The 26,613-nt window shown below is 69.6% G+C and carries 14 protein-coding genes, 2 rRNA genes and 3 pseudogenes (1 of these 19 cut by a window edge); 8 read left to right on the plus strand and 11 right to left on the minus strand.

Features of this window, described 5'->3' with window-relative positions; translation table 11 throughout:
- Positions 1-2: 2 nt before the first annotated feature.
- Positions 3-905 (minus strand): LysR family transcriptional regulator, encoded by a 903-nt coding sequence (locus tag OIM89_RS09880; protein WP_264491162.1) that lies wholly within the window; start codon positions 903-905, stop codon positions 3-5.
- Between the two features lie 1,649 nt (positions 906-2,554).
- Between OIM89_RS09880 and OIM89_RS09885 the strand changes: the two are divergent.
- Positions 2,555-2,707, plus strand: a pseudogene (locus OIM89_RS09885) (LysR family transcriptional regulator); the annotation flags it as partial.
- A gap of 890 nt (positions 2,708-3,597) precedes the next feature.
- Here OIM89_RS09885 and secA read toward each other — a convergent pair.
- A complete protein-coding gene (secA, locus tag OIM89_RS09890; protein WP_030696350.1) occupies positions 3,598-6,414 on the minus strand; it encodes a preprotein translocase subunit SecA in 2,817 nt (938 codons plus the stop codon).
- 187 nt (positions 6,415-6,601) lie between these two features.
- Here secA and OIM89_RS09895 point away from each other — a divergent pair, with 187 nt between their 5' ends.
- Both OIM89_RS09895 and OIM89_RS09900 read left to right on the plus strand, forming a co-directional pair.
- Entirely contained in the window at positions 6,602-7,207 is a 606-nt protein-coding gene (locus OIM89_RS09895; protein ID WP_030696349.1) for a GNAT family N-acetyltransferase, read from the plus strand.
- 225 nt (positions 7,208-7,432) lie between these two features.
- Positions 7,433-8,674 carry a winged helix-turn-helix domain-containing protein gene (locus tag OIM89_RS09900; protein WP_047470106.1) on the plus strand — a complete coding sequence of 414 codons (1,242 nt, stop codon included), beginning with the start codon at positions 7,433-7,435 and terminating at the stop codon, positions 8,672-8,674.
- A 53-nt stretch (positions 8,675-8,727) separates the two neighbouring features.
- On the opposite strand, the gene OIM89_RS09905 is transcribed toward OIM89_RS09900, so the two are convergent.
- The 7 genes from OIM89_RS09905 to mtnA all read right to left on the minus strand — a co-directional run bounded on the left by OIM89_RS09905 (position 8,728) and on the right by mtnA (position 17,636).
- Positions 8,728-9,531: a response regulator gene (locus OIM89_RS09905; RefSeq protein ID WP_030696347.1), complete on the minus strand. Its 804-nt coding sequence runs from the start codon at positions 9,529-9,531 to the stop codon at positions 8,728-8,730.
- Positions 9,532-9,723: 192 nt separating this feature from the next.
- Positions 9,724-10,416, minus strand: a complete 693-nt coding sequence (hpf, locus tag OIM89_RS09910; protein ID WP_078493406.1) for a ribosome hibernation-promoting factor, HPF/YfiA family — start codon at positions 10,414-10,416, stop codon at positions 9,724-9,726.
- Positions 10,417-10,731: 315 nt separating this feature from the next.
- A complete protein-coding gene (locus OIM89_RS09915; protein ID WP_030696346.1) occupies positions 10,732-11,529 on the minus strand; it encodes a ComF family protein in 798 nt (265 codons plus the stop codon).
- Positions 11,530-11,742: 213 nt separating this feature from the next.
- Positions 11,743-13,497, minus strand: coding sequence for an LpqB family beta-propeller domain-containing protein (locus OIM89_RS09920; RefSeq protein ID WP_047470100.1), 1,755 nt, complete (start codon positions 13,495-13,497; stop codon positions 11,743-11,745).
- A gap of 133 nt (positions 13,498-13,630) precedes the next feature.
- Positions 13,631-15,796 (minus strand): MtrAB system histidine kinase MtrB, encoded by a 2,166-nt coding sequence (mtrB, locus tag OIM89_RS09925; protein WP_226964336.1) that lies wholly within the window; start codon positions 15,794-15,796, stop codon positions 13,631-13,633.
- 1 nt (position 15,797) lies between these two features.
- The gene (gene mtrA / locus OIM89_RS09930) at positions 15,798-16,475 is read right to left on the minus strand and encodes a two-component system response regulator MtrA (RefSeq protein WP_003950455.1); all 678 of its coding nucleotides are present in this window, start codon (positions 16,473-16,475) and stop codon (positions 15,798-15,800) included.
- 15 nt (positions 16,476-16,490) lie between these two features.
- Complete coding sequence (gene mtnA, locus OIM89_RS09935; protein ID WP_030696343.1) at positions 16,491-17,636, minus strand: S-methyl-5-thioribose-1-phosphate isomerase; 1,146 nt, start codon at positions 17,634-17,636, stop codon at positions 16,491-16,493.
- Between the two features lie 137 nt (positions 17,637-17,773).
- Here mtnA and OIM89_RS09940 point away from each other — a divergent pair, with 137 nt between their 5' ends.
- The 5 genes and pseudogenes from OIM89_RS09940 to OIM89_RS09960 all read left to right on the plus strand — a co-directional run bounded on the left by OIM89_RS09940 (position 17,774) and on the right by OIM89_RS09960 (position 23,238).
- On the plus strand, positions 17,774-19,048 hold the full coding sequence (locus OIM89_RS09940; protein WP_175458637.1) for a hypothetical protein: 1,275 nt from the start codon (positions 17,774-17,776) through the stop codon (positions 19,046-19,048).
- Positions 19,049-19,052: 4 nt separating this feature from the next.
- Positions 19,053-19,742 carry a DUF4129 domain-containing protein gene (locus OIM89_RS09945; protein WP_264491163.1) on the plus strand — a complete coding sequence of 230 codons (690 nt, stop codon included), beginning with the start codon at positions 19,053-19,055 and terminating at the stop codon, positions 19,740-19,742.
- Positions 19,739-20,941, plus strand: a pseudogene (locus OIM89_RS09950) (DUF4350 domain-containing protein). The gene OIM89_RS09945 and the pseudogene OIM89_RS09950 overlap by 4 nt, the downstream one beginning before the upstream one ends.
- The gene (locus tag OIM89_RS09955) at positions 20,938-21,918 is read left to right on the plus strand and encodes an AAA family ATPase (protein WP_247860306.1); all 981 of its coding nucleotides are present in this window, start codon (positions 20,938-20,940) and stop codon (positions 21,916-21,918) included. The pseudogene OIM89_RS09950 and the gene OIM89_RS09955 overlap by 4 nt, the downstream one beginning before the upstream one ends.
- A gap of 12 nt (positions 21,919-21,930) precedes the next feature.
- Positions 21,931-23,238 (plus strand): annotated as a pseudogene (locus tag OIM89_RS09960) (DUF58 domain-containing protein).
- A 96-nt stretch (positions 23,239-23,334) separates the two neighbouring features.
- Here the strand turns inward: OIM89_RS09960 and rrf are convergent.
- Positions 23,335-23,451: ribosomal RNA gene (gene rrf, locus OIM89_RS09965) — 5S ribosomal RNA — on the minus strand.
- Between the two features lie 96 nt (positions 23,452-23,547).
- A 23S ribosomal RNA gene (locus tag OIM89_RS09970) occupies positions 23,548-26,613 on the minus strand; it runs 56 nt beyond the window's last position.

The following is a 26,613-nucleotide window of genomic DNA, read 5'->3' on the forward strand; positions in this document are numbered from 1 at the left end:
GGTCAGCCCCGCACGTGGGCCTGCCCCACCTCCTGGGCGATCCGCGCGAACTCCCGTTTGCGGGGCGCGTCCTTGGCCCGCAGCCAGGTGACGGCCCATTCGATGGGAGGCGCGTCCCGGAAGGGCACGTAGACGAGGTCGGGCCGGCTGTAGAACTGCTGGGCCTGGGCGCCGACGATGAGGGCGCCCGCACCGGCCCCGGCCAGCTGCAACGCCTCCTGGAACGTCTGCACGCGCGGCCCGCCGACGATCGCCGCCCCTGCCGGCGTACGCCCGGGGTGGCGGTCGGTGGGCCACTCGTCCTGGCCCGAACGGGCCGGCCGCAACAGCGTGATCCCCGCCAGGTCCTCCAGCGACACCGTCGTCCGGCCGGCCAGCCGGTGCCCGGCGGGGACCCCGAGCATCCGGGGTTCGGAGAAGAGGACGGGCCCCACCACGATGTCGGGCGCGGTGACCGGCAGGCTCATCGCCAGCACGTCGACGTGCCCCTCCCGCAGGCTCGTGAGGGATGCGGAAACCTGCACCTCGCGCATGAGAACCGCGAAGCCCTTTCCCTCCTCCGCGCATTTCCGCGCGGCCCGGTGGATCACCTGGCCGGCGAGGGCGCCGACAAATCCGGCCCGCAGCGAATTCCGCGCCCCGCTCGCCGCCTCGACGGCCCGCTCCATTCCGCGCGCGATCTGCTCATAGCCGCTCTGGAGATCCTCGCGGAGCTGGCTGCCGATCTCGGTGAGTTCGACGGTGCGGCTGCTGCGTACGAAGAGGGGCGCGCCGACGCGCCCTTCGAGCTTCTTGAGGAGCTGGCTGACGCGACCGGTCGTGACGTGCAGCCGCTCGGTGGTACGTCCGAAGTGCAGTTCCTCGGCGAGGGTGAGGAAGGCTTCCAACTCCAGCCGTTCCAGCATGCGTTCTCCCAGTCGAGCAGGTACCCCCCGCCGCCCCTAAACGAGCGTTTAACAATCCTAACTTGTTCACACCAACCCCACCCGGCAGGATGTACGAGGCGAGCCCACCGGCGACGACGCCCCACACCCTTTCCTCATTCACCACCGCATTTCCCCGCACCACACCCCATAAGGCCAATTCCCATGCGCGCACGGAAATCCCCCAGAGCCGAACCCGTCACGGAGAAGCACCCCACCCCCTCCACGAACGACGGCACCGGCCACCTGGCCCCCCATCCGTAGAACGCACGGCCTCCCCGGAAGTCCGACAAGCCGCAGACGGCGCCTTCCCGCCGCGCCACCCGGCACCCCCGGCTTCCGCTCGCACCACCACCGCACGTAACCCCACCCACACCGCCGAACCCGGCTCCGACGCCTTGCGCGCCCGGCACCGGAGGAGCGGCATCAGCAGACCACCACCAGCCTGGGAAACCGGCAGCAGGCGTGCGGGGCCCGATACGGGGGTTCGGGCCCCGCACTCGTGCTGCCGGCTCGGGGCCGGCGGCGGCGCGATCGCATCGGCCTCGCACCGCTCAGCCCAAGGCCGCCTCCACGACGGCACGCACGAGCCGCGTCCGGCGTCGGCCGCCCCGACAGCCACGCGAACCCGCTCCAGCGCTTTCCCGGGCCTTCAGACGCCCGGCGAGAGTCGAGTAGCCGGCAGCCTTTTCCCCAGGCCGAAGTCGCCTGCGGTACCGCAGCACACCATCACCGGCTGCCCGCCGAGCCCCGGCCCAGCAGCGGTACCGGTCGTGACCGTCACGTCGGTCGCCTCTGTCCGCATCGACGCGGTGCCCGCACCCGCCACGCCCGCCCCGTACCGGCGGGGCGGCCCGGATCAGCGGAGATCAGCCGCACGACGCCGCTGCCCTCGCCTCCGCGACGGGCGACGCCGGGCGGAGTGCCGACGCGGTCGGTGACCACGCACAGCCGGGCAACCCCGGCCTGATGCACCCGACCCACCAACATCGCCAGCAGGTCACGCACGGGCCGAAGCCGACCACCCACGGCAGGCTCCCCGGCGTACGACACCACCAGCTCGGGCAGGCCGCCCCGTACCCGAACTTCGACGACGCTCGCCCCAGCGCAACCCCACACCCCACACCTCGCCCCCCCGCCCCTCGCCCCTCGCCCCTCGCCCTTCGCCCTTCGCCCTTCGCCCTTCGCCCGCAGTCTCTTTGCTGCCCTCACGGCTTCGCCGACGCCGTATCTCGCTCCTGAACCATCAACCCGGAGTGCTCGAAGCACCTCACAACCCTGCTTCAGGAGTCCCGGAGCCTGGGTGAGCGGCCCTCCCCGCGGTCGTGCAGGAACGATCACTCACGAGAGTGAACTCCCCGCCCGGGTAAGCCCATCGAGTGATTCCCAGCCCAGGATTTCCCACCCCGAACAGACCCGCCGCCCGAACATCCGCACCGTCGAACGAACAGACAACCAGTCCGCGGAAGCCCACCCAACTCCTCACGCACTGCACCTCCGTAACCCGCCCCCCAGAGAGCCGAGCACCACCGCGAAAGCCCAGGCAGAACCCGGCCCCACCGATCCAGCCTCCCAACGCACCCAGCACCGCACTTCCCGACCTGGCCACACCCGAAGAGCAAGCCTCACCCACCGCCACCCAGTACCGCCGCGACGGCATCACCTACCGCCCCGCCCGCGACGCCTCCCCCGTCCCCGTCCACCTCATCCGGCGCCGCCACGACCCCCACCCGGCCACCCACGCAGCCGCCGTCCTCCTCACCGACCTCTACGCCGGACACCCCTGCCACCGGGCTGGACGCCCTCCCCGACACACCGGCCAGAACCATCCGCGCCCGGACTCTGCGAAACAGGACGGAAGAGTGGCCCCGGCCAAGCGGTTGTGCGCGCGAACGGCCGGGATGCGGGCGCGCACGGTTGCGCGGCTGCGGTCAGCGCAGGGCGCATGGGCTCAGCGCTTGCGGCCGTGTGATTCAGGCTTGCGGGCGAACAGGGCACCCGCCGCCATCCGTACGGGCCCTCGGTCAGGCAGTGCGCCCTTGCAAACGGGGCGAGAGGGGCAGCTCTGACCGAGACGCTGCGCGCGGGTGGCCGGGTCGCGGGAACGACGCGCACAGTGGCGCGGCTGCGCTCGGCGCAGGGGGCATGGCTCAGCGCTTGCGGCCGTGGTTGAGGCTTGCCGGGCGAGTAGTGCAGCTACCGGCCATCCACGCGGGCCCACGGCCGTGCAGGCCATCCCTGCGAACAGGCAAGAGAGTGGCCCCGGCCAAGAAACTGCGCCCGGAAGCCCAGAAGGCGGCCCCCGCAGAATGGCACGACTGCGGTCGGCGGTCGGCGGTCAACGCAAGGCAGACGGTGCCACGCTCGCGGACGTGCGATGGGGGTTCGCAGGCGGACAGTGCGCGCTCCCAGCAACCCGGTGCGGCTCGCGGGCGCCCTATGCACGCTCCCGGTCATCCAGTGCGGGATCGCGGGCTCTGCGTTGGCGCGTGCCCGCGTTGCGCGCTCCCGGGCGACCGGATGCCCACTCCCGGCCCATCCAGCACGGTCTCGCGAGCATCCAACGCCACTTGGGACCGCCCAAGCCCTGGTGCTGCCCGCCCTGCGCGTACCCGCCGCCCGGCCCGTGGGCGGCCGGCCCCCATCGGACCGACCACCCCCACGAACCTCGCGCCTACTTCTTGCGGCGACGCCCGCCCTTCTGTGCCTTGCGCCGCTCCGCACGGGTGAGCCCGTCGGAGTTGGCGGTCCGACCCGAGGCGCCCTCGTTGGCGAAGTCGCCCTCGACGACCCCGCCCTCACCGTCGACGGTCGGCGCGGAGAAGTGGAGCCGGTCGGGACGCTGCGGGGCGTCGAGCCCCTTCGCCCGGATCTCGGGCCTGCCACCGGCCGGAACGGCGTCCCTCTTGGTGAGGTCGGCACCCTGCTCGGACTCCGCCACCGGAACCTCCTCGACCTGCTGCTCGACCTGGACCTCCAGGTTGAACAGGTAGCCGACCGACTCCTCCTTGATGCCCTCCATCATGGCCGTGAACATGTCGAAGCCCTCACGCTGGTACTCGACCAGCGGGTCCTTCTGCGCCATCGCCCGCAGGCCGATGCCCTCCTGGAGATAGTCCATCTCGTAGAGGTGCTCACGCCACTTGCGGTCCAGCACGGAGAGGACCACGCGACGCTCCAGCTCGCGCATGATCTCGGAACCGAGCTGCTCCTCGCGCGCCGCGTACTGCGCGTGGATGTCGTCCTTGATGGAGTCCGCGATGAACTCGGCGGTCAGCCCGGCACGGTCGCCCGCCTCGTCCTCCAGCTCCTCCACGGTGACCTTCACCGGGTAGAGCTGCTTGAAGGCGCCCCACAGCCGGTCGAGGTCCCACTCCTCGGCGAAGCCCTCGGCGGTCTCGGCCTGGATGTAGGCGTCGATGGTGTCGTCCATGAAGTGCTGGATCTGCTCCTGGAGGTTCTCGCCCTCCAGGACGCGCCGGCGCTCGCCGTAGATGACCTCGCGCTGCCGGTTCAACACCTCGTCGTACTTCAGGACGTTCTTTCGCGTCTCGAAGTTCTGCTGCTCCACCTGGGACTGGGCGGAGGCGATGGCCCGGGTCACCATCTTGTTCTCGATCGGCACGTCGTCCGGGACGTTGGCCATGGCCATGACGCGCTCGACCATGGCGGCCTTGAAGAGCCGCATCAGGTCGTCACCGAGGGACAGGTAGAACCGGGACTCACCCGGGTCGCCCTGACGTCCGGAACGACCGCGCAGCTGGTTGTCGATACGGCGCGACTCGTGCCGCTCGGTGCCCAGCACGTAGAGGCCGCCGGCCTCCTTGACCGCCTCGAACTCGGCCTTCACCGACGCCTCGGCCCGCTCCAGTGCCTCGGGCAGTGCCGCCGCCCACTCCTCGACGTGCTCGACCGGGTCGAGCCCACGCTGACGGAGCTCCGCCTCGGCGAGGTCGTCCGGGTTTCCGCCGAGCTTGATGTCGGTACCACGGCCGGCCATGTTGGTGGCCACCGTGACCGCGCCTCGCCGGCCGGCCTGGGCGACGATCGACGCCTCACGCTCGTGGTGCTTGGCGTTGAGCACCTCGTGCTGGATACCGCGCTTGGAGAGCTGCTGCGAGAGGTACTCGGACTTCTCGACCGAGGTGGTGCCGACCAGGATCGGCTGCCCCTTCTCGTGCTTCTCCGCGATGTCGTCCACGACCGCGTCGAACTTGGCGACCTCGGTCCGGTAGATGAGGTCGGACTGGTCCATGCGGACCATCGGCCGGTTGGTCGGGATGGGGACGACGCCCAGCTTGTAGATCTGGTGGAACTCGGCGGCCTCGGTCATGGCCGTACCGGTCATGCCCGAGAGCTTGTCGTAGAGGCGGAAGAAGTTCTGGAGGGTGATCGTGGCGAGCGTCTGGTTCTCGTCCTTGATGTCCACCCCTTCCTTCGCCTCGATCGCCTGGTGCATGCCCTCGTTGTAGCGGCGGCCGGCGAGGATGCGGCCGGTGTGCTCGTCGACGATCATGACTTCGCCGTCGATGACGACGTAGTCCTTGTCCTTCTTGAAGAGTTCCTTCGCCTTGATGGCGTTGTTGAGGTAGCCGACGAGCGGGGTGTTGACCGACTCGTAGAGGTTGTCGATGCCGAGCCAGTCCTCGACCTTCGCGACACCCGACTCGTGGATGGCGACGGTGCGCTTCTTCTCGTCGACCTCGTAGTCGCCGGTCTCCTCGATGCCCTTGAGCTGGTTCCCCGCCTCGCCCTTGGTCAGGCGGGTCACGAGCTTCGCGAAGTCGCCGTACCACTTGGTCGCCTGGTCGGCGGGACCGGAGATGATCAGCGGGGTACGTGCCTCGTCCACGAGGATCGAGTCGACCTCGTCGACGATCGCGAAGTTGTGGCCCCGCTGCACCAGCTCGTCCTTCGACCACGCCATGTTGTCGCGCAGGTAGTCGAAGCCGAACTCGTTGTTGGTGCCGTAGGTGATGTCGCAGGCGTACTGCTCGCGGCGCTGCGCCGGGGTCATGTTGGCGACGATGCAGCCGACGCTCAGCCCCAGGAACTTGTGGACGCGGCCCATCAACTCGGAGTCGCGTTCGGCGAGGTAGTCGTTCACCGTGATCAGGTGGACGCCCTCGCCGGAGAGCGCGTTGAGGTAGGCCGGCAGCGTACCGACGAGGGTCTTGCCCTCACCGGTCTTCATCTCAGCGACATAACCGAGGTGCAGCGCGGCACCACCCATGAGCTGGACGTCGTAGTGACGCTGGCCGAGGACCCGCTTGGCCGCCTCCCGGACGGTCGCGAACGCCTCCGGCAGGAGGTCGTCGAGGCTCTCGCCGTCGGCGTAGCGCTCCTTGTACTCATCGGTGAGGGCGCGCAGCTCGGCGTCGGAGAGGCTGACGAAGTCCTCTTCGATGGAGTTGACCTGGTCCGCGATGCGGTGCAGCTTGCGCAGGATCTTGCCTTCGCCTGCACGCATGAGCTTTGAGAGGACGGACACGGGGGTTGGTCTCCTTGCCGGTCGGGCCTGGCACGGTCGGAATTCTCTTGGGCAACGGCCATCGTATGCGAGGACCCCACCGCGCCGGGAGGTCTGCCATCACGACAACGGACGGGCCACCGCGAACGTGCCGGGGCGGCTCCCGCACTTCTGGCGCCGGAACGCTCGGCACCTGCACAATCACGCGATGGAGCCGATCACTCTCACGACCGCACGCCTCACCCTGCGGGCGCTGACCCCAGCGGACGTGGACGCCGTGTACCGGGCGTGCCAGGACGGCGCGATCCAGCGGTGGACCACCGTGCCGTCTCCGTACCGGCGCGCGGACGCGGAGTATTTCGTGAACCGGATCTGCCCCGAGGGGTGGCAGCGGGCAACTGAGTTCACCTTCGGTGCCGTGGACACCGTCGGTCACGGCGCCCTGGTGGCGGCGATCGGGCTGTCGATGCGCACGACGCGGACCGCGGAGCTCGGCTTCTGGTCGGCCGCGGAGTACCGCGGCCGTGGCCTGATGACGGAGGCGGTCGCAGCCGTCACCCGCTGGGGGTTCACCCAGATCCCGCTGGACCGGATCGTCTGGCGGGCCGAGGTGGGCAACACCGCCTCCCGCGCGACGGCCCTGCGCGCCGGGTTCGTCCTCGAAGGGACCGAACGCGCGGGCATCCTCAACAACGGCGTCCGCCGGGACTGCTGGGTGGCGGCCCTGCTCCCCACCGACCTGGGCCTCCCCTCCACGGACGCCTACGTGCCCGCGCGCACGCCCGCCGCCCGTCCGGCGCCGGCCGCGGAGTAGCGGCAGGACGGCGGCTCGCACCGCCCTCCTCTCCGGGGCCTCCGGAGCAGCCACGCGCCGCGCCACCGCCCACACCACGGTCACCAGGACCACGATCCACCTCACCGCCGCACCTTCCCCCCCCAGCTCGTCACTCTCTGTAACGACAATGCCCGGCCCCTGGCCCGCTAACCCCTCGAATCAGGATCAATTCACGCTGTCGGTGCCACGTCCTACAGTGCGCTCATGACGAGTCTGCCGAGCGCCGCCGACACCCCGGCCGTCCACCGCCCCGTCGCCAGCCTCTCCGCTGACGAAGCCCGCCGCATCGCGCTGCGAGCGCAGGGTTTCCTCGGTGCGCCGGACCGCCGCGCCGGCGTCCGCGGCGTCCTCCGCGCCACCGGCGCCGTGCAGCTGGACACCATCTCCGTCCTGGCCCGCTCCCACGAGCTGGTGCCCTACGCCCGCCTGGGCGCCGTCGGCCGCCCGACCGTGGAGGCCGCCTACTGGAGCTCCGACGCGGACGGCTCGCCGCACGCTTTCGAGTACTGGTCGCACGCGGCCTGCATCCTGCCCGTCGAGGAGTGGCCCCACTTCGCCTTCCGCCGCCGCGCCTACCGCGACCGCCCGCACTGGCACCACGACCTGCCGCAAGCCGCCTACGACAAGGTGATCGCCCAACTGACGGCCGAAGGCCCGCTCACCGCCTCGGAGCTGGGCGGCGCCAAGAACGGCGGCGAGTGGTGGGACTGGTCGGAGACGAAGATCGCCGTCGAGCGGGCGCTCATGTACGGCGAGGTCGTGTGCACCAGCCGACGCGGCTGGAAGCGCGTCTACGACCTGGCCGAGCGCGCCATCCCGGCTCCTCTCCTCCACGACGCCCTCGACGACGGGGCGTGCCTGCGCGAGCTGGTCGGCCAGGCAGGCAGGGCCCTGGGCGTCGGCACCCGCTCCGACCTCGCCGACTACCACCGGATCAAGGGAGAGAGCTTCGACGCGGTGATCGCCGAAACCGGCCTGGTGCCGGTCGAGGTCGAGGGCTGGGCCAAGCCGGCCTGGGCCGACCCGCAGGCCCTGAGCACGCCTCCGCGCGGCCGGCACCGGACCACGCTGCTCTCCCCGTTCGACTCACTGATCTGGGAACGCGCCCGCACGGAGCGGATCTTCCGCTTCACGCACCGGCTGGAGGCGTACACCCCGAAGGCCAAGCGGCTGTACGGCTACTTCGCGATGCCCGTCCTCGCGGGCGGCAAGCTGGTGGGCCGCGTGGACCCCGCGCGCTCCGGTGACACCCTCGTGGCGCGGCACGTCGCCCTCGGCGGCGACCTGCCGGGAAGCCCCGGACCCGCCAAGTCCGTCGGAGCGACGGCGGTGGCCCTCGCCGAGGCGGCACGCTGGGTGGGCTGCGCCGAGGTGCGGGTGGAACACATGACGCAGCCGGAGCTGCGCCCCGCGCTCACCGCCGAACTGGCAGCCGCACTGAGCTGAGCGTGACGCGGAGGCGGCGGCGCCGGAACGTGGGGGCCCCTGACTCCGCGGGCTCAGCGGATCTCCAGGATCTTCTCCCGCATCGCGTAGACCACGGCCTCCATACGTGAGTGGAGCTGGAGTTTCTCCAGGATGTTGCGGACGTGGTTCTTCACCGTGTTCTCGCTGATGAACAATTCCTTCGCGATATCGCGGTTGTTCATCCCGGTGGCGACGAGCTTCAGCACCTCCAGTTCGCGATCGGTGAGCCGGGGAGCGGGGACGAGCCGGCGCTCGTCCGTCCGCTGGATCATCGATTTGAACTCGGTGAGCAGTTTCGAGGCCATGGACGGGCTGATCTGCGACTGGCCGTCCGCGACCGCCCGAATCGCCGTCGCCACTTCGTCGGTGGAGATCTCCTTCAGCAGATAGCCCGTGGCACCCGCCTTGATGGCCTCGTAGAGGTCGGCCTCTTCGTCGCTGATGGTGAGCATGATGATTTTGGCACTGGGTGCCACTTCTTTGATGGCCGTGCACGCTTCGATACCGCCACGCTTCGGCATCCGCACGTCCATCAACACGATGTCGGGCAGGAGGTCGGCGGCCTTCTCCACCGCTTCGGCGCCGTCGCCGGCCTCACCGATGACCTCGATGTCCTCCTCCGCCTCGAGGACGATCTCGAGTCCGCGACGGAACAGGGCGTGATCGTCCACGACAAGTACCCGGATCGGCTCGACCGGATCTTCCTCGAACTCCTCCTCCAGGTCGGGCCCGCGCGAGGCGAACCCCGGCAACCCGCTGACCACACCTCTCCCGGCGCCTGCCCCGGAGCCCGCAGCGGGCCCGCCATTGTGCAACGGTCCGAAAGTCTCCGGCATCGTTCCTCCCCCTGAAGGCCGTGGCCCGTCTCACCGTGCCTCCCCAACCTGGGGCGGCCGTACGCCGGTTGACCGGCTCGGTCATGATTTCATGCCACGGCGGTGGCGCGCGGCAGAGCTACGGAGACGGGGGCGCCCCCGGGGGGCGCACCAACGCTCCCGGGGGCACTCGCGCGGACCTGTCGCGACGGTTCAGCCGCCCAGTGCGCCTCCGGCGCCGCCGACGGGCGCCTCGGCCACCATCGGGTCGGTCCGGAGATGGATCACGCCGTAGTCGTACGCGTGACGCCGGTAGACCACCGCGGGCTCCTTGGTCTCCGAGTCGACGAACAGATAGAAGTCGTGTCCGACCAGCTCCATCTCGTAGAGCGCCTGGTCGAGCGACATGGGAGCAGCCGCGTGGGTCTTCTCGCGGACGATCAGCGGCCCTTCGCCCTGAACCTCCAGGGAACCCATCCGAGTGGTCTTGACGGCCTCTTCGTCCTGCTCCGTGATGAGGGTGCCGTCGCTGGCGAGCCTGGCCGCGTCCGGAATGTGGTCCACGACCTCGGCCGCGGAGAGGCGCCCCGTGCCCCGGCGGGAGTAGCGCTTGTCGTGCTCCTTACGCATCCGCGCGTCGAGCTTGGCGGTGGCCAGGTCGAGGGCCGCGTAGGGGTCGGCCGCCGACGCCTCGGCCCGGATCACGGGCCCACGGGAGCGGACCGTGATCTCGACCCGGTCCTTCCGCTCGGACTGCCTCGGGTTCGGTTCCTTGGACACCTCGACGTCCAGGCTGATCACCTTGCCGTCGAGCTTCTGGAGCTTCTCCAGCTTCAACTTGTCGGCCACGTGCTTGCGGAACCGCTCGGGCACCTCGGTCTTGCGTCCCTTGACGACGATGTCCACGCAGAACTCCGTTCCCGGATCGCTCCGCTTCATCGGCGGAGCATCTTCCTTTTGCACCGGCTCCGAATCATTCCGGAGCCTCGGACTCGGTGACTTCCACCTCCTCCTCCCCGCGGGACCGGGCTCTCCACCTCACCGATACGAGTGAACGATCACGTCACCGCACTGGCAATTCGGTTATCGGGGGAATGCTGTCGAGCCGTTCCTCCCTCACCGAACATATCCCGCTCGGAGGGATGCGTCACCCTCTACCGCCGCGTACCTCCATTCAGGTGAATCAACCCCCTCACCAGCTGCAACGATGGAAGCTCCTCGTCAGTTCCGGTTTATTTCGAAGGACGATGGTGAAGAGGCGATGACCGCCGCGCGCGGAAGCCATGCCCCACGACTTCCCCGGAAGTCCGTCGGGTACCCGTCCGATCGGCCCTCCATGAGTCCCGGACCACGGTTCCCATTGTCCTCCTCCCACCTCTTGCGCACCGCCCGAGCGGCCTCGGCCAGCGTCGCTCCGGTCGTCATCAGGTCGTCGACCAGGACCACGCGCCCCCGCGCCAGCGCGGCGCCACCGCCGGGGACCACCCGCAGAGCTCCGCCGAGATTGGCCGCGCGGCCCTCCGCGTCCAGTCCGCTCTGGTCCGAGACACGCCGCCGCTGCCCGAGGAGAGGCGCGGCTCTCGCCGGAACCCCCGCCCGGCGCAGCTCCGCCGCCGCGTACGAGGCCATCCGGCGCACCGGATCGTGGCCGCGTGACCGCACGGCCCGCGGCGCCGAGGGAACCGGCACCAGCAGGAGGTGCCCCGCCAGGGGCAGCTGACGGGAGACCGGGCTCGCCTGCACGACCGAGGCCAACACGGCACCCAGAACCCGCGCCAGCCAGAGCGCCCCACGCTCCTTGTGCTCCAGCAGCAGGGCACGAGCCGCCCCCTGGTACGGAACGGCGGCCCGTACGGCCGGAAGCCCGGCCGGGGCCGGGTACGGCCGTACCGGACGCGCCACTCCGCCGCCGATCTCCGCCAGGCACCGCCGGCAGAGCCGCGTCCCGTGCTCCCCGCACCCAGCGCAGTCGAGCGGCAACACCAGGTCGCTGATCGCCTGCCACCACCATGTCTCCATGCCGCGCACACTGCCGCCGGAGCGCCTGTCGCGCCCGAGCCTGGGGACAACCGGCCGCTTGTGGACAACTCCGTCACCGCATCAGGTGAAAGGGCTCCGAGGGCGACTTTTCCGGCATCGACCGGAAGGCGTGCGGGCATGCAGCCCCACATGACGCATTCCGAACACACGCGCGGTCGCCATCGGGCCGACAGCCCTCCGAACAGCCCGGCCTCAGCCGGGGTAGACCGGGGCCGCGCCCTCCTTGACCACCGTCTGCCAGTTCCCGCCGGGAGGGAGCCGTACGATCCCGTCGTCCGAGCGAGCGACCAGCGGCAGCCGGTCGTCCTCGGAGGCGGTGATCTCCTTGACGCCGGTGAGCGCGGGCAGCGAGCCACCGGACGGCGTGGACCCGTCGCTCTGCACGTACCGCAACTGCTGCACACCGCCGGATTCCCGCCCGACGACGACCAGGCGGCTGCCGCCGGCCCACGACATGGCGGTGATCTCCTCCATGTGCGGTGCGGCCGTACGCAGCTCGGTCACCGCCACCTGCGAGGAGTCGCCGTCCGTCTGGCGTTCCACCCTGCCGATCCGGAGCGATGTCCGCCCGTCCTCGGCGACGATCAGGGCGACACGGACGCCGTCGGCGGAGATGCGGACGGCCCGGACAGAGCCTTCCCCGAGCCCCGCCACCTTGACCTCCTGTGCCTCCTCCGCGCCCTGTTCGAGCCGCAGCAGACGGGAGCGGGCACCGTCGCGGTCCGCTATCCACAGATCCCCCCTGCCGTCCCAGCTGGGGGCGGAGAGGCGCTCCTCCTCGGACTTGGCCCGGCTGCGTACCTCGGTCTTCCTCAGCCCGTCCCCCGAGGTGAGCGAGCCGACGAAGAGGGACCGCCCGTCGAGCGACACCCCGGCGGCCCGCTCCTCGTCCCGCGAGACCGCGGCCGACCTCAGGCCCTGCTCACCCACGCCGAAGTCACCGGGCACCGGCTCCGCTCTCGACCCGCTCTCCCCGTCGGCGCCCCCGGTCATCCGCACCAGCCGGTGGCCGTCGTCCACGAAGTACTGGTAGTCGGGGTGGCCGGCCGTGACCGCGGGCACCACGCTGTCCGCCCGGTTCTCGTCCAGGACGCACAGCTGGGAGCCGTTCGACCGCAGCAGCTCCACCTCGCCCACTCCGGACGAGGTGAGGTCACGCAGGGTGAACAGCAGCTGGGTCGCCATCCGCACGCACTGCGCCTGGCCGACCCGGTCGGCCTGCTTGTTGAGGGGCACCTTCAGCCGGCTCTGGTCGTCGGGGACCAGCGCCTTGGTGGGCGACTTCAGCCGCGTGCCCGCCGGGAAGACCGAGTCCACGACCGGGGCGATCCAGTCGCTCGGCCCGGAGAGCACCGACCGCACGGCCTCGGTGACGGGGTCTATGCGCTGGCGGACGTAGACCGGGTCGGCGACGAGGCCGACGGGCCTGCCGGGCTGCTGGGACGCCTCGGTCGCCCAGTAGTACTTGTTGACCGGGCGGTAGATGCGCAGGAAGTCCGATTCCCCGAGAACGACGCCGGTCGGGGGCGCGTCGATACGCCACTGCATGCCGTCGGGCCCCTTCACCTCCACGAGGTGGATGGGCTCGCTGTAGGCGCCCTCGGACGGCTGGTAGGCCCGCTGCTGGTCGACCCTGGCGACCATCCGGCCGGTCAGCGTGTACTGGAACCCGCCGTCGCGGCCGGACCGGGCGCGTTCCGCCCCCCGGTTGGGCCCGTCGCGCAGGACCGTGGTGCTGCGCTCCGGCTCCCAGTTGTCGGCCGCTTCCTCCGTCAGGTACTCCCTGGCTATCGAGAACTCGGGGTCATCGCTGGTCAGCGCCTCGAGGAAGCCGTCGAGTATCTCCTCGGGCCGGGCTCCGTCCCGTGGCGGGACGCCGAAGACACGGACCTGCGCGTCGGTCCGCTGGGTGGCGTCGACGGCGGTCACATCCCCGCTGTCGGGCATCGAGGCACACCCGGCGAGCAAGGCGGCGGCGGCCGCCGTGGCACAGACCGACGTCCCGGGACGCCGTGGTCCCCTCTCGTCGGCGCCCTCGAGCGCCACGCGGGACCGCCGCACGCTGTTCCGACGGCCGCTCTCACTCCCCACCGTTGCCCCCCTCACCCTCAAGCCCCGCCCGCGCGGGGCCGTCTGTTCGCTCATCCGCGCGCCTGCCCGGGGCAGCCCCCGAAGCGACCGGCGCCGTCTCCCCCGCCACGTGCTCCCTGGAGCCCTCCGGGGAGCCGGACCGGGCCACCACCCGGGAACCACTGCCCGGCAACGCGGCCGGATCGACCACCGGCCGGGGCGCCGCCCGCGAGGGCAGACGGCACCGGTCCACCCCGTCCTCCGTGCCGACGGCCCGGCTGGCGGCCGAGAGCCGCGCCAGGCCGACGCCCGGCGCGTGCAGCACGGTGGCCGCCACACCGGTACGCGGCGCGGGTGCCACGGGCGGCACAGGCTCCTGCTCGTCCTCCTGGGCACCCTGGTTCCGCCGGGAGTCGGCAGGTTCCAGAGGGATCGGCGATCCACGCAGCGCCTCGTCGGCGGTACGCGGCACCGTCAGCCGGAACTGCGAGCCCCCGCCCGGCTCGCCCCACGCCTGGAGCCAGCCGCCGTGCAGCCGCGCGTCCTCCAGGGCGATCGAGAGTCCGAGCCCGGTCCCGCCCGTCGTCCTGGCCCGCGCGGGGTCGGCCCGCCAGAAGCGGCTGAACACCCTGGTCGCCTCCCCCGGCTTCAGTCCCACGCCGTAGTCACGGACCGCGACGGCCACGGCTCCGCCGGCCGAGGCCAGCCGTACGACCACGTCCCGGCCCTCACCGTGCTCCACCGCGTTCACCACGAGGTTCCTCAGCACGCGCTCCACACGCCGAGGGTCCACCTCCGCGATGACGGGCTGCTCGTCACCGAGAACCCGAATCCGGGTGCCCTTGCGCTCGGCGAGCAGCTCGGCGCCACCGACGACGCGGCGGACCACGTCGCGCAGGTCGGTCGGCTCGGCCTCCAGGGCCGCCGCGCCGGCGTCGAAACGGCTGATCTCCAGGAGGTCGGCGAGGAGCGATTCGAACCGGTCGAGCTGGTCGGCGAGCAGTTCGGCGGAGCGGGCGGTGACGGGGTCGAAGTCTTCCCGCGCCTCGTGGATGATGTCCGCCGCCATCCGCACCGTCGTCAGCGGCGTCCGCAGTTCGTGGGAGACGTCCGAGACGAAGCGGCGCTGCATCCGGGAAAGGTCCTCGAGCTGCTGGATCTTGAGCTGGAGGTTCTGCGCCATCTTGTTGAACGCCTCGCCGAGGCGGGCGATGTCGTCCTCCCCGGTGACCTTCATCCGCTCCTGGAGACGCCCGGCCGACAGCCGCTCGGCGACCCCGGCCGCCATCCGGACCGGCGTGACGACCTGCCGGACCACCACCCAGGCGATGGCCCCGAGCAGCACCACGACGAACAGGCCGGCGGTGGCCAGCGTGGTCTTGATCAGGGTGAGGGACTTCTCCTCCTGCGTCAGCGGGAAGAGGTAGTAGAGCTGGTAGGCGTCGCCGTTGGGGTCGTTCAGGCGCTTGCCGATGACCAGGCCGGGCTGCGAAGCCTGGCTGGCGTAGGTGATCCGGGTGTAGCTCTGGTAGAGGCCGCCGGGCGAGCCCGCGGTCTCGTCCACGGCCCGCCGCAGGTCGACGGGCACGCTCTGCACGGGCACCACGCCGCCGGAGGCGCGCGGCCCCCGGATGCTCCCCGTGTCGTCGAGCGCGTCGGCGCTGAGCGCGACGACGTCGAACGCCGACTGGCCGCCGCTGGACAACTGCTCGACCAGGTCGGACATCCAGACCGTGGCGTTCTGGGTGCGTCCGTCGGCCACGCCCCCGTCCTGGGCGGACCGGGCACTGGCGGTGTCCGCCTTGTCCTGCGCGACCTGGAAACCACCGCGGGCCTGGCTCTGGGCGGCCCGCTGCTTGGCGTCGAGCAGGCCGTTGCGCACCTGCCCGATGACGACGAAGCCGAGCAGCAGCACGACGCCGAGCGACATCAGCAGCGTGGTCACGACGACCTTCAGCTGGATGCTGCGACGCCACAGGCGCACCGCCGGGAGCAGCGGGCGCCGCACCCAACGGGCGAAGAGGCGCAGGAAGGGGCTGCTGGGAACCCCTCCCTGGAGAACCCGCCGGCTCTCCCTCAGCCAGCCGAGGCCCGGGCCCCTGTCCGTCCGTCCGACAGGCCGCCCGGCGCCGTTGCCCTGTTCCTGCGACGGCGGGGCGGCACTGTCCCTGCTCATCTCAGCTCGGTCCGGCCTTGTAGCCGACCCCGCGCACGGTCACCACGATCTCGGGGCGCTCCGGGTCCCGCTCGACCTTGGAACGCAGCCGCTGGACGTGCACGTTGACCAGCCGGGTGTCGGCGGCGTGCCGGTACCCCCACACCTGCTCCAGGAGGACCTCCCGGGTGAAGACCTGCCACGGCTTGCGGGCCAGCGCCACCAGCAGGTCGAACTCGAGCGGCGTCAGCGCGATGGACTGGCCGTCCCGCTTCACCGAGTGCCCGGCGACGTCGATGACGAGGTCGCCGATGGTGAGCTGCTCGGGCGCCGGCTCCTCCGACCTGCGCAGGCGCGCCCGGATACGGGCGACCAGCTCCTTGGGCTTGAACGGCTTCACGATGTAGTCGTCGGCGCCGGACTCCAGTCCGACCACCACGTCCACCGTGTCGCTCTTGGCTGTGAGCATGACGATCGGTACACCGGACTCCGCCCTGATCAGGCGGCACACTTCGATTCCGTCGCGGCCAGGCAGCATCTGGTCGAGGAGCACCAGGTCCGGCTTGGTCTCACGGAAGGCAGCGAGAGCCTTGTCGCCGTCAGCGACGAACGAGGGTTCGAAGCCTTCACCGCGCAGCACAATCCCGAGCATTTCCGCCAATGCGGTGTCGTCGTCGACGACGAGAACGCGTCCCTTCATTACGACATCATCCCATTAGCTCATCGATACCTGGCGTGACCTGGCGCACAGCTGCTCCAACGCCCCTTCGGTCACGGGCGAGACAACGCCCCATTCGGTCACCACGGCGGTCACCAGTTCCGGAGGCGTCACATCGAACGCCGGGTTGTACGCCTGCGTCCCCAGGGGAGCGATCGGCACACCGCCGCCCGCTTCCCCGCCGACACCACGCCCCGACGGCGAGATCGCCTCCGTCACCTCGTGACCGCTCCGCTGCTCGACCTCGATGGCCGCCCCGTCCGGGGTGTCCATGTCGATCGTCGTCACCGGCGCGACCACGATGAACGGCACATGGTGGTAGCGCGCCAGCACGGCGAGCGGATAGCTCCCCACCTTATTCGCCACCGAACCGTCCGCCGCTATCCGATCGGCACCGATCAGCACGGCATCCACCTCCCCCGCCGCGAAAAGCGAGCCCGCGGCGCTGTCGGTGAGCAGGGTGTACGGCATTCCGTGCCGCGCCGCCTCATAGGCGGTGAGCCGCGCGCCCTGCAGCAGCGGCCGCGTCTCGTCGACCCACAGGCGGCGGAGCTTCCCCTCCCGGTGCGCGGCCAGGGCCACCGCGAACGCGGTCCCCTCGCCCCCGGAGACCAGGGCCCCGGTGTTGCAGTGGGTGAGAAGGCGGTGCTGCCCGCCGGGAACCAGTTCGTCGAGGAGCGCCAGCCCTTCCCGGGCCATACTCCGGCTGCCCTCGGCGTCCTCCCGGTGCAGGGCGCGGGCCGCGGCGAGGGCGGCGGCAGCGGCCGCCCGCTCGTCCCCGCCCGCGGCGGCCGCCGCCGCGTGGGCCTCCTGGGCTCTTCGGACCCCGCGCGCGAGGTTGACCGCGGTGGGCCGGGCCCCGGCCAGCATCCGCGCCGCGTCGACGACGTCGAAGCCGCGGGCTGCGGCGAGCGCGACCCCGTAGGCGCCCGCGATGCCCAGGAGCGGAGCGCCCCGGACCGCCAGCGTCCGGATCGCCTCGACCAGGGCCGGAGCGTCGGTGCAGGCCAGCTCACTCTCCTCCCCGGGCAACCGTGTCTGGTCGAGCAGCACCAGCACGGGCCCCTCGGGCGGCTCCTCCCATCGGAGGGTGGGAATCGAGTCCGGTATGTCCGCGGAACCTCGTGTGCACTGATCAGCCATCCGTTCAGTCTGCCCTGTGGACACCCGACAAAAGAAGGCGTGGACAGCGATGGGGGCCGGTCGATGTCGGACCTGCCCGTGGGACCATGGCTGACAACCGGCCGCCGCGACCGCGCGGGCACCGTGAAGGAGCGACGATGAACGACACTCCGGGCTGGGCAGCGCCCGGACCTGGCCCCTCGGACGACCGCGACCGCGAGGGCGCTACGCCCGAGGGAGCGGAGGGCGCCGGTCCCGGCGCCTCTCCGTCGAAGTGGTCCAAGGAGCAGCCGCCTCCGGGCCAGTGGTCGGCCCCCGGGACGACAGGCTCCGGCTCCGGTGACAGCTGGGGCGGGCGCCGCACCCGTGCGGAGAGCGGTGACCGGACGCCACCGTCCGGCGGTGGCTGGGGTGGTGGCGGCTGGACCCAGCCTCCCGCCGCGGCCAAGCCCGGGGTCATCCCGCTCCGCCCGCTCGGGGTGGGCGAGATCCTCGACGGTGCCGTCTCCACGCTGCGTGCGCACTGGCGCACCGTGCTCGGCATATCGCTGATGATCGCGGTGGTGACGCAGGTGGTGCTGATCCTGCTGCAGCGCTTCGTGCTGCGCGACGCCGTCGACGTCGCGGCACTCGAGGACCCCTCGGCCACGACCGACGAGCTCCTCGACGCGATGGGCGGGGCGCTGCTGGACTCGGGCCTCGTGCTGCTCGTCTCGCTGCTCGGCACCATCGTGGCGACCGCTCTGCTGACCATGGTGACGAGCAGGGCGGTGCTCGGGCAGCCGGTGTCGCTCTCCGACGCCTGGCGCGACGCCCGCCCTCAGTTGTCCCGGCTCGCCGGCCTGACACTGCTGCTGCCCCTGATCGCCATCGGCCTCGTAGCGGTCGCGATGGTGCCCGGTGTACTCCTCGGCATGGCCTCCGGTTCCGAGGGCGCGGCCGCGCTGCTGGCCCTCGGAGCGCTCGCGGGCGCGGGTGTGGCCGTCTGGCTCACGATCCGCTTCTCCCTCGCCTCGGCCGCGCTGATGCTGGAGAAGCAGGGCGTCGTCAAGGCCATGCGGCGGTCGGCGAAGCTGGTCCGCGGCTCGTGGTGGCGCGTCTTCGGTATCCAACTGCTGGCACAGCTCCTCGTGATGATCGTCTCGTCGATCATCCTTCTGCCCTTCTCCCGGGTGGCCGCCGTCATCACCGGCGAGAGCGCCGCGAGCGCCCTCGACGAGATGGTCGTCACCAACTTCGGCTGGACGTACCTGATCATCACCGGCGTCGGCTCGGTGATCGGCGCCATGCTGACGCTGCCGATCGTGGCGGGCGTGACCGTGCTGCTCTACATCGACCAGCGCATCCGCCGCGAGGCCCTCGACGTCGAACTGACGAGGGCGGCCGCCGCGCAGAGCCAGGAGAGCCCGCCACCGTCCGCACCCGGGAGCTGATGCGGTGACCTGGCGGGGGGATGCCCGGGCGGTCCACGCCGCCGCGCACGGTGACGGCCGGCCGCCCGAGTCCTGGGACCGCGACGCGGCCCGGGAAGCAGCCCGCCGGGAACTCTCCGACCCGCGGTACCACGAACACGACCCGAACCTTCTCCAAAGGGCCTGGACCGCCTTCTGGGACTGGGTCCAGGACCTCTTCGACGCCGCTGCCGGTGCCACACCCGGCGGCGGCGTCGGCGTGGCCGTGATCATCCTCGCCCTGATCGCGCTGGCCGTCGCCCTTCGCCTGCGCCTGCGCCGTACCGCCCTCACCTCGACGCCTTCCGCCGCAGTCTTCGACGCCCACCCGCGCACCGCCGCCGAACACCGCGCCCAGGCCGAGGCACACGCCCTGGACCACGACTGGAACGGCGCGGTCCAGGAGACGATGCGTGCCCTGGTCCGCTCCCTGGAGGAACGCGGCCTCCTCAGCCCGCATCCCGGGCGCACCGCCGACGAGGCCGCCGCAGCGGCAGACCTCGCCCTGCCCGGCCACAGCGACGCCCTGCGGGACGCCGCGAAAGCCTTCGACGAGACCACGTACGGCGGCCGCACCGCCGACGCGACGACGTACCGCCGCCTCACCGCTCTGGACACGGCTCTCCGCCGCGCGCAACCGGTCGACACCGCGCGGACCCCGGCAGGGCGCCCATGACCAGCCCCTCCCCGGCCTCGTCGCGCGTTCCCCCTCTGTGGGCGCGCTCCCGCGGCGTCCTGCTGGCCGTGCTGCTCATCATCGTGGCCGGGATCACCCTGGCTGCCCTTTAACAGGGCGACGAGAGCGGCGAGCTGGCCCCCTCCTCCTACGATCCGCGCGGCAGCCGGGCTCTGGCCGCGCTCCTCGCTCACGACGGCATCCGGGTACAGCCGGTCGACTCCCTCACCGCCCTCCGCGAACGGGCAGGCCCGGACACCACCCTGCTGGTCACTGTCCCCGACCGGCTCACCGGCGAACAGCAGGCGGCCCTGCGCTCCACCGCCGCCGAGGCGGACGCCCGCCTCGTGCTCGTGGCCCCAGGATCGCCCTCCCTCGCCGGGCTCGCGCCGGGCACCGAGGTGAGGCCACCGGCGGAGCGGTCGACCATCGCTCCCACCTGCACCTTCCCGGCCGCTCAGCGCGCGGGCGACCCCGACGTGGGAGGTCTGCGGTACTTCACCGACGTACCCGGGGCCGAACGCTGCTACCTGTCCGGCGGCCTGCCCTCCTTGCTCCGCCTCCCCGCCTCGACGCCGGCCACGGAAGGCACCCCGGGGTCGCCCGGGACCGTCCTTCTGGGCTCCTCGGACATTCTGCGCGACGACCGGCTCGACGAACACGGCAACGCCTCCCTCGCGCTCCAACTCCTCGGCTCCCGCCCGCACCTGCTCTGGTACCTTCCCTCCTCACCCGACGCCTCCGCCGCGCCCGAGGAACCCCGCGGCTTCCTCGAGTTGGTCCCCGCCGGCTGGCGCTGGGCCACCCTGCAACTCTGTTTTGCCGCGGTCCTGGCCGCGATCTGGCGCGGCCGCCGCCTGGGCCCCGTCGTCAGCGAGGATCTGCCCGTCGTCGTACGGGCCTCGGAGACGACAGAGGACCGGGCCCGCCTGTACCACCGCGCGGACGCCCGCGACCAGGCGGCCGCCCTGCTACGCCGGGCAACACGCGTCCGCCTCGCCGAACTCACCGGTGTCACGGCAGCGGACGCCGACGCCCCCGAAGTGCTCCTGCCGGCCCTCACCGCCCTCCTGGAGAGCCGCGCCCCCGATCGGGACCCCGCTTCGCTGCTCTTCGGCCCGGCACCGACCGACGATGCCGGTCTGGTCCGGCTCGCCGACCAACTCGACGCCCTCGAAAGAGAGGTACGCACGTCATGAGCGCACCGACGCCCGACGCAGACGGGGCCGCGGAGGCCCGCGCCGCTCTCGAAGCGGTACGCGCGGAGATCGGGAAGGCCGTGGTCGGCCAGGACCCGGTCGTCACCGGCCTGGTCATCGCCCTTCTCTGCCGCGGCCACGTCCCGCTGGAGGGCGTCCCAGGTGTCGCCAAGACCCTGCTGGTGCGCGCCTTGGCAGCGGCGGTCGAACTGGAGACCAAACGCGTCCAGTTCACGCCGGACCTGATGCCCAGCGACATCACCGGCTCCCTCGTCCTCGACGCCCGCACGTCGGAGTTCTCCTTCCAGCCCGGCCCGGTCTTCACCAACCTCCTGCTCGCCGACGAGATCAACCGCACGCCTCCGAAAACGCAGGCGTCCCTGCTGGAGGCCATGGAGGAGAGGCAAGTGACCGTCGACGGAACCGCACGCCACCTCCCCGAACCGTTCCTGGTCGCCGCCACGCAGAACCCGGTGGAGTACGAGGGCACGTACCCCCTGCCCGAAGCCCAGCTGGACCGGTTCCTTCTGAAGCTGAACGTCTCGCTACCGCCCAGGGACGACGAGATCGCGCTGCTCTCACGTCATGCGCGGGGATTCGACCCACGTGATCTGTCCGCCGCCGGTCTGCACCCGGTCGCCGGCCCCGCCCAGCTCGACGCTGCCCGCTCAGCAGTCGCCGGAATTTCCGTCTCACCCGAGATCGCCGCGTACATCGTCGACGTCTGCCGGGCCACCCGCGACTCCCCGTCGCTCTCCCTCGGCGCCTCGCCTCGCGGCGCCACCGCTCTTCTCTCCACCGCACGCGCCTGGGCCTGGCTGACCGGCCGTGACTACGTCATCCCTGACGACGTGAAAGCACTTGCACTTCCCACCCTGCGGCACCGCGTCCAACTCCGCCCGGAGGCCGAGATGGAAGGCGTGACACCCGACGCGGTCCTCACCCCTCTTCTCGCCCGCGTCCCCGTCCCTCGGTGAAGGCGACGGACCATGGCTCTCACTGGACGCACCGCGCTGCTCGCAGCTCTCGGCTCCCTCCCCCGTCGCACTGCTCGAACCCAGCTGGCTGGGGATCGCCGCCGTCAACTCCCCCCTCGCTGTCGCAATGATGTGCGACTACGCCCGGGCCGCGCCAGTGCGAAAGCTCCGTCTCACCCGATCTGGTGACACAAACGTTCGACAGGGCGAGCTGGCGGAGACCAGCCTCCAGCTGACCAACACCTCATCGCGGCCCTTGCGGGCGCTGATCCGCGACGCCTGGCCACCCAGCAACACCGTGCCAGGAGCCACCGACGCTTCCCGGCACCGAGTCGACGTGCCCGCCGGCGGAACCCGCGAGCTCCGTACCCCACTCCGCCCCACGCGCGGGGGCGCAGCCGTCGCTCACAGCGTCACCGTCCGCTCGTACGGACCGCTGGGGCTCGTCTCCCGTCAGGCAACGTACCCCGTCCCCGGCCGCCTCCGCGTCCTGCCGCCGTTCCACAGCCGCCGCCTGCTCGCTGCCAAGGCAGCGCGCCTGCGCGAGCTGGACGGGAGGACCAGCGCGCTCGGCAGGGGCGAGGGTACCGAGTTCGACAGCCTGCGCACGACGTTCCGGGTGACGACATTCGCTCCATCGACTGGCGCGCGACCGCGCGACGGTCCGAAGTGGCCGTGCGCACCTGGCGCGCCGAACGCGACCGCCGCGTGCTGATCGTGCTCGACACCGGCCGCACGTCGGCGGGACGCGTGGGAGACGCGCCGCGACTGGACGCAGCCATGGACGCGGCTCTGCTCCTCGCCGCCCTGGCTGCTCGCGCGGGCGACCGCGTCGACCTCCTGGCCTTCGACCGCGAACTCCGTGCGCAGGTACGAGGAAAGCCCTCGCCCCAGCTCCTGCCGGCCCTGGTGGACGGCCTGGCCTCCCTGCAACCGCATCTGGTCGAGACCGACGCCCGGGGCCTGGCAGCCGAGATCCTGCGGAGCACTCCCAGCAGGGCCCTGGTGGTACTGCTCACCACGCTCGACGCCACCCCCGTCGAGGAGGGGCTTCTGCCGGTCCTCGGCCGCCTCACCGACCGCCACACGCTCCTCATGGCCTCCGTCGCCGACCCGAGGCTTGCGGAGATGGCGACGGCCCGGGGCACGGTGGAGAAGGTCTACCAGGCAGCTGCCGCGCACAAGGCACAGGCTGAACGCGACCGCACGGCCGGCCTGCTCCGCCGACGCGGGGTCACGGTGGTGGATGCTCCACCCGACGAACTGGCCTCTGCACTCGCCGACGCCTACCTGTCGGCCAAGGCCGCAGGAAAGTTGTAAGCCTCGGCAGACAGCAGAAATGGCCCCGAACGCAGAAATGCCTCGGGCCCCGGAAACCTGTTTACACAAGATTTCCAGGGCCCGAGGCCAAAGAAAGTTCGGCGGCGTCCTACTCTCCCACAGGGTCCCCCCTGCAGTACCATCGGCGCTGTAAGGCTTAGCTTCCGGGTTCGAAATGTAACCGGGCGTTTCCCTCACGCTATGACCACCGAAACACTACGAAACACACCAGCAACCACAACCCACCTCTAGACAGGTATGTGATTGGTGTTCGTGGTTTCAGAACCAACACAGTGGACGCGAGCAACTGAGGACAAGCCCTCGGCCTATTAGTACCGGTCAACTCCACCCCTTACAGGGCTTCCATATCCGGCCTATCAACCCAGTCGTCTACTGGGAGCCTTACCCTCTCAAGGAGGTGGGAATACTCATCTCGAAGCAGGCTTCCCGCTTAGATGCTTTCAGCGGTTATCCCTCCCGAACGTAGCCAACCAGCCATGCCCTTGGCAGAACAACTGGCACACCAGAGGTTCGTCCGTCCCGGTCCTCTCGTACTAGGGACAGCCCTTCTCAATATTCCTACGCGCACAGCGGATAGGGACCGAACTGTCTCACGACGTTCTAAACCCAGCTCGCGTACCGCTTTAATGGGCGAACAGCCCAACCCTTGGGACCGACTCCAGCCCCAGGATGCGACGAGCCGACATCGAGGTGCCAAACCATCCCGTCGATATGGACTCTTGGGGAAGATCAGCCTGTTATCCCCGGGGTACCTTTTATCCGTTGAGCGACGGCGCTTCCACAAGCCACCGCCGGATCACTAGTCCCGACTTTCGTCCCTGCTCGACCCGTCGGTCTCACAGTCAAGCTCCCTTGTGCACTTACACTCAACACCTGATTACCAACCAGGCTGAGGGAACCTTTGGGCGCCTCCGTTACTCTTTAGGAGGCAACCGCCCCAGTTAAACTACCCATCAGACACTGTCCCTGATCCGGATCACGGACCCAGGTTAGACATCCAGCACGACCAGAGTGGTATTTCAACGACGACTCCACACACACTGGCGTGCATGCTTCACAGTCTCCCACCTATCCTACACAAGCCGAACCGAACACCAATATCAAACTGTAGTAAAGGTCCCGGGGTCTTTCCGTCCTGCTGCGCGAAACGAGCATCTTTACTCGTAATGCAATTTCACCGGGCCTATGGTTGAGACAGTCGAGAAGTCGTTACGCCATTCGTGCAGGTCGGAACTTACCCGACAAGGAATTTCGCTACCTTAGGATGGTTATAGTTACCACCGCCGTTTACTGGCGCTTAAGTTCTCAGCTTCGCCACACCGAAATGTGACTAACCGGTCCCCTTAACGTTCCAGCACCGGGCAGGCGTCAGTCCGTATACATCGCCTTACGGCTTCGCACGGACCTGTGTTTTTAGTAAACAGTCGCTTCTCGCTGGTCTCTGCGGCCACACCCAGCTCACCGAGTAAATCGGATCACCAGACATGGCCCCCCTTCTCCCGAAGTTACGGGGGCATTTTGCCGAGTTCCTTAACCATAGTTCACCCGAACGCCTCGGTATTCTCTACCTGACCACCTGAGTCGGTTTAGGGTACGGGCCGCCATGAAACTCGCTAGAGGCTTTTCTCGACAGCATAGGATCATCCACTTCACCACAATCGGCTCGGCATCAGGTCTCAGACTATTGCCAGACGGATTTACCTACCTGACGTCCTACACCCTTACCCCGGGACAACCACCGCCCGGGATGGACTACCTTCCTGCGTCACCCCATCACTCACCTACTACCAGCTCGGGCCACCGGCTCCACCACTTTCCATTCCCCGAAGGGTCCGGAACGGCTTCACGGGCTTAGCATCACTGGATTCAATGTTTGACGCTTCACAGCGGGTACCGGAATATCAACCGGTTATCCATCGACTACGCCTGTCGGCCTCGCCTTAGGTCCCGACTTACCCTGGGCAGATCAGCTTGACCCAGGAACCCTTAGTCAATCGGCGCACACGTTTCTCACGTGTGAATCGCTACTCATGCCTGCATTCTCACTCGTGAACCGTCCACAACTCGCTTCCACGGCTGCTTCACCCGGCACACGACGCTCCCCTACCCATCACAGCGGGCGTTGGCCCTCATGCTGCAATGACACGACTTCGGCGGTACGCTTGAGCCCCGCTACATTGTCGGCGCGGAATCACTAGACCAGTGAGCTATTACGCACTCTTTCAAGGGTGGCTGCTTCTAAGCCAACCTCCTGGTTGTCTCTGCGACTCCACATCCTTTCCCACTTAGCGTACGCTTAGGGGCCTTAGTCGATGCTCTGGGCTGTTTCCCTCTCGACCATGGAGCTTATCCCCCACAGTCTCACTGCCGCGCTCTCACTTACCGGCATTCGGAGTTTGGCTAAGGTCAGTAACCCGGTAGGGCCCATCGCCTATCCAGTGCTCTACCTCCGGCAAGAAACACACGACGCTGCACCTAAATGCATTTCGGGGAGAACCAGCTATCACGGAGTTTGATTGGCCTTTCACCCCTAACCACAGGTCATCCCCCAGGTTTTCAACCCTGGTGGGTTCGGTCCTCCACGACCTCTTACAGCCGCTTCAACCTGCCCATGGCTAGATCACTCCGCTTCGGGTCTAGAGCGTGCAACTCAAACGCCCTCTTCGGACTCGCTTTCGCTACGGCTTCCCCACACGGGTTAACCTCGCTACACACCGCTAACTCGCAGGCTCATTCTTCAAAAGGCACGCAGTCACGACGCACCGAGCAAGCTCGATGCGCGACGCTCCCACGGCTTGTAGGCACACGGTTTCAGGTACTATTTCACTCCGCTCCCGCGGTACTTTTCACCATTCCCTCACGGTACTATCCGCTATCGGTCACCAGGGAATATTTAGGCTTAGCGGGTGGTCCCGCCAGATTCACACGGGATTTCTCGGGCCCCGTGCTACTTGGGTGTCTCTCAAACGAGCCGCTGATGTTTCGACTACGGGGGTCTTACCCTCTACGCCGGACCTTTCGCATGTCCTTCGCCTACATCAACGGTTTCTGACTCGTCCCACGGCCGGCAGACCGTAGAAGAGAGATCCCACAACCCCGCATGCGCAACCCCTGCCGGGTATCACACACATACGGTTTGGCCTCATCCAGTTTCGCTCGCCACTACTCCCGGAATCACGGTTGTTTTCTCTTCCTGCGGGTACTGAGATGTTTCACTTCCCCGCGTTCCCTCCACACTGCCTATGAGTTCAGCAGCGGGTGACAGCCCATGACGACTGCCGGGTTTCCCCATTCGGAAACCCCCGGATCAAAGCCTGGTTGACGACTCCCCGGGGACTATCGTGGCCTCCCACG

This window comes from Streptomyces sp. BI87 (assembly GCF_025957665.1).
GTDB lineage: Bacteria > Actinomycetota > Actinomycetes > Streptomycetales > Streptomycetaceae > Streptomyces > Streptomyces albidoflavus.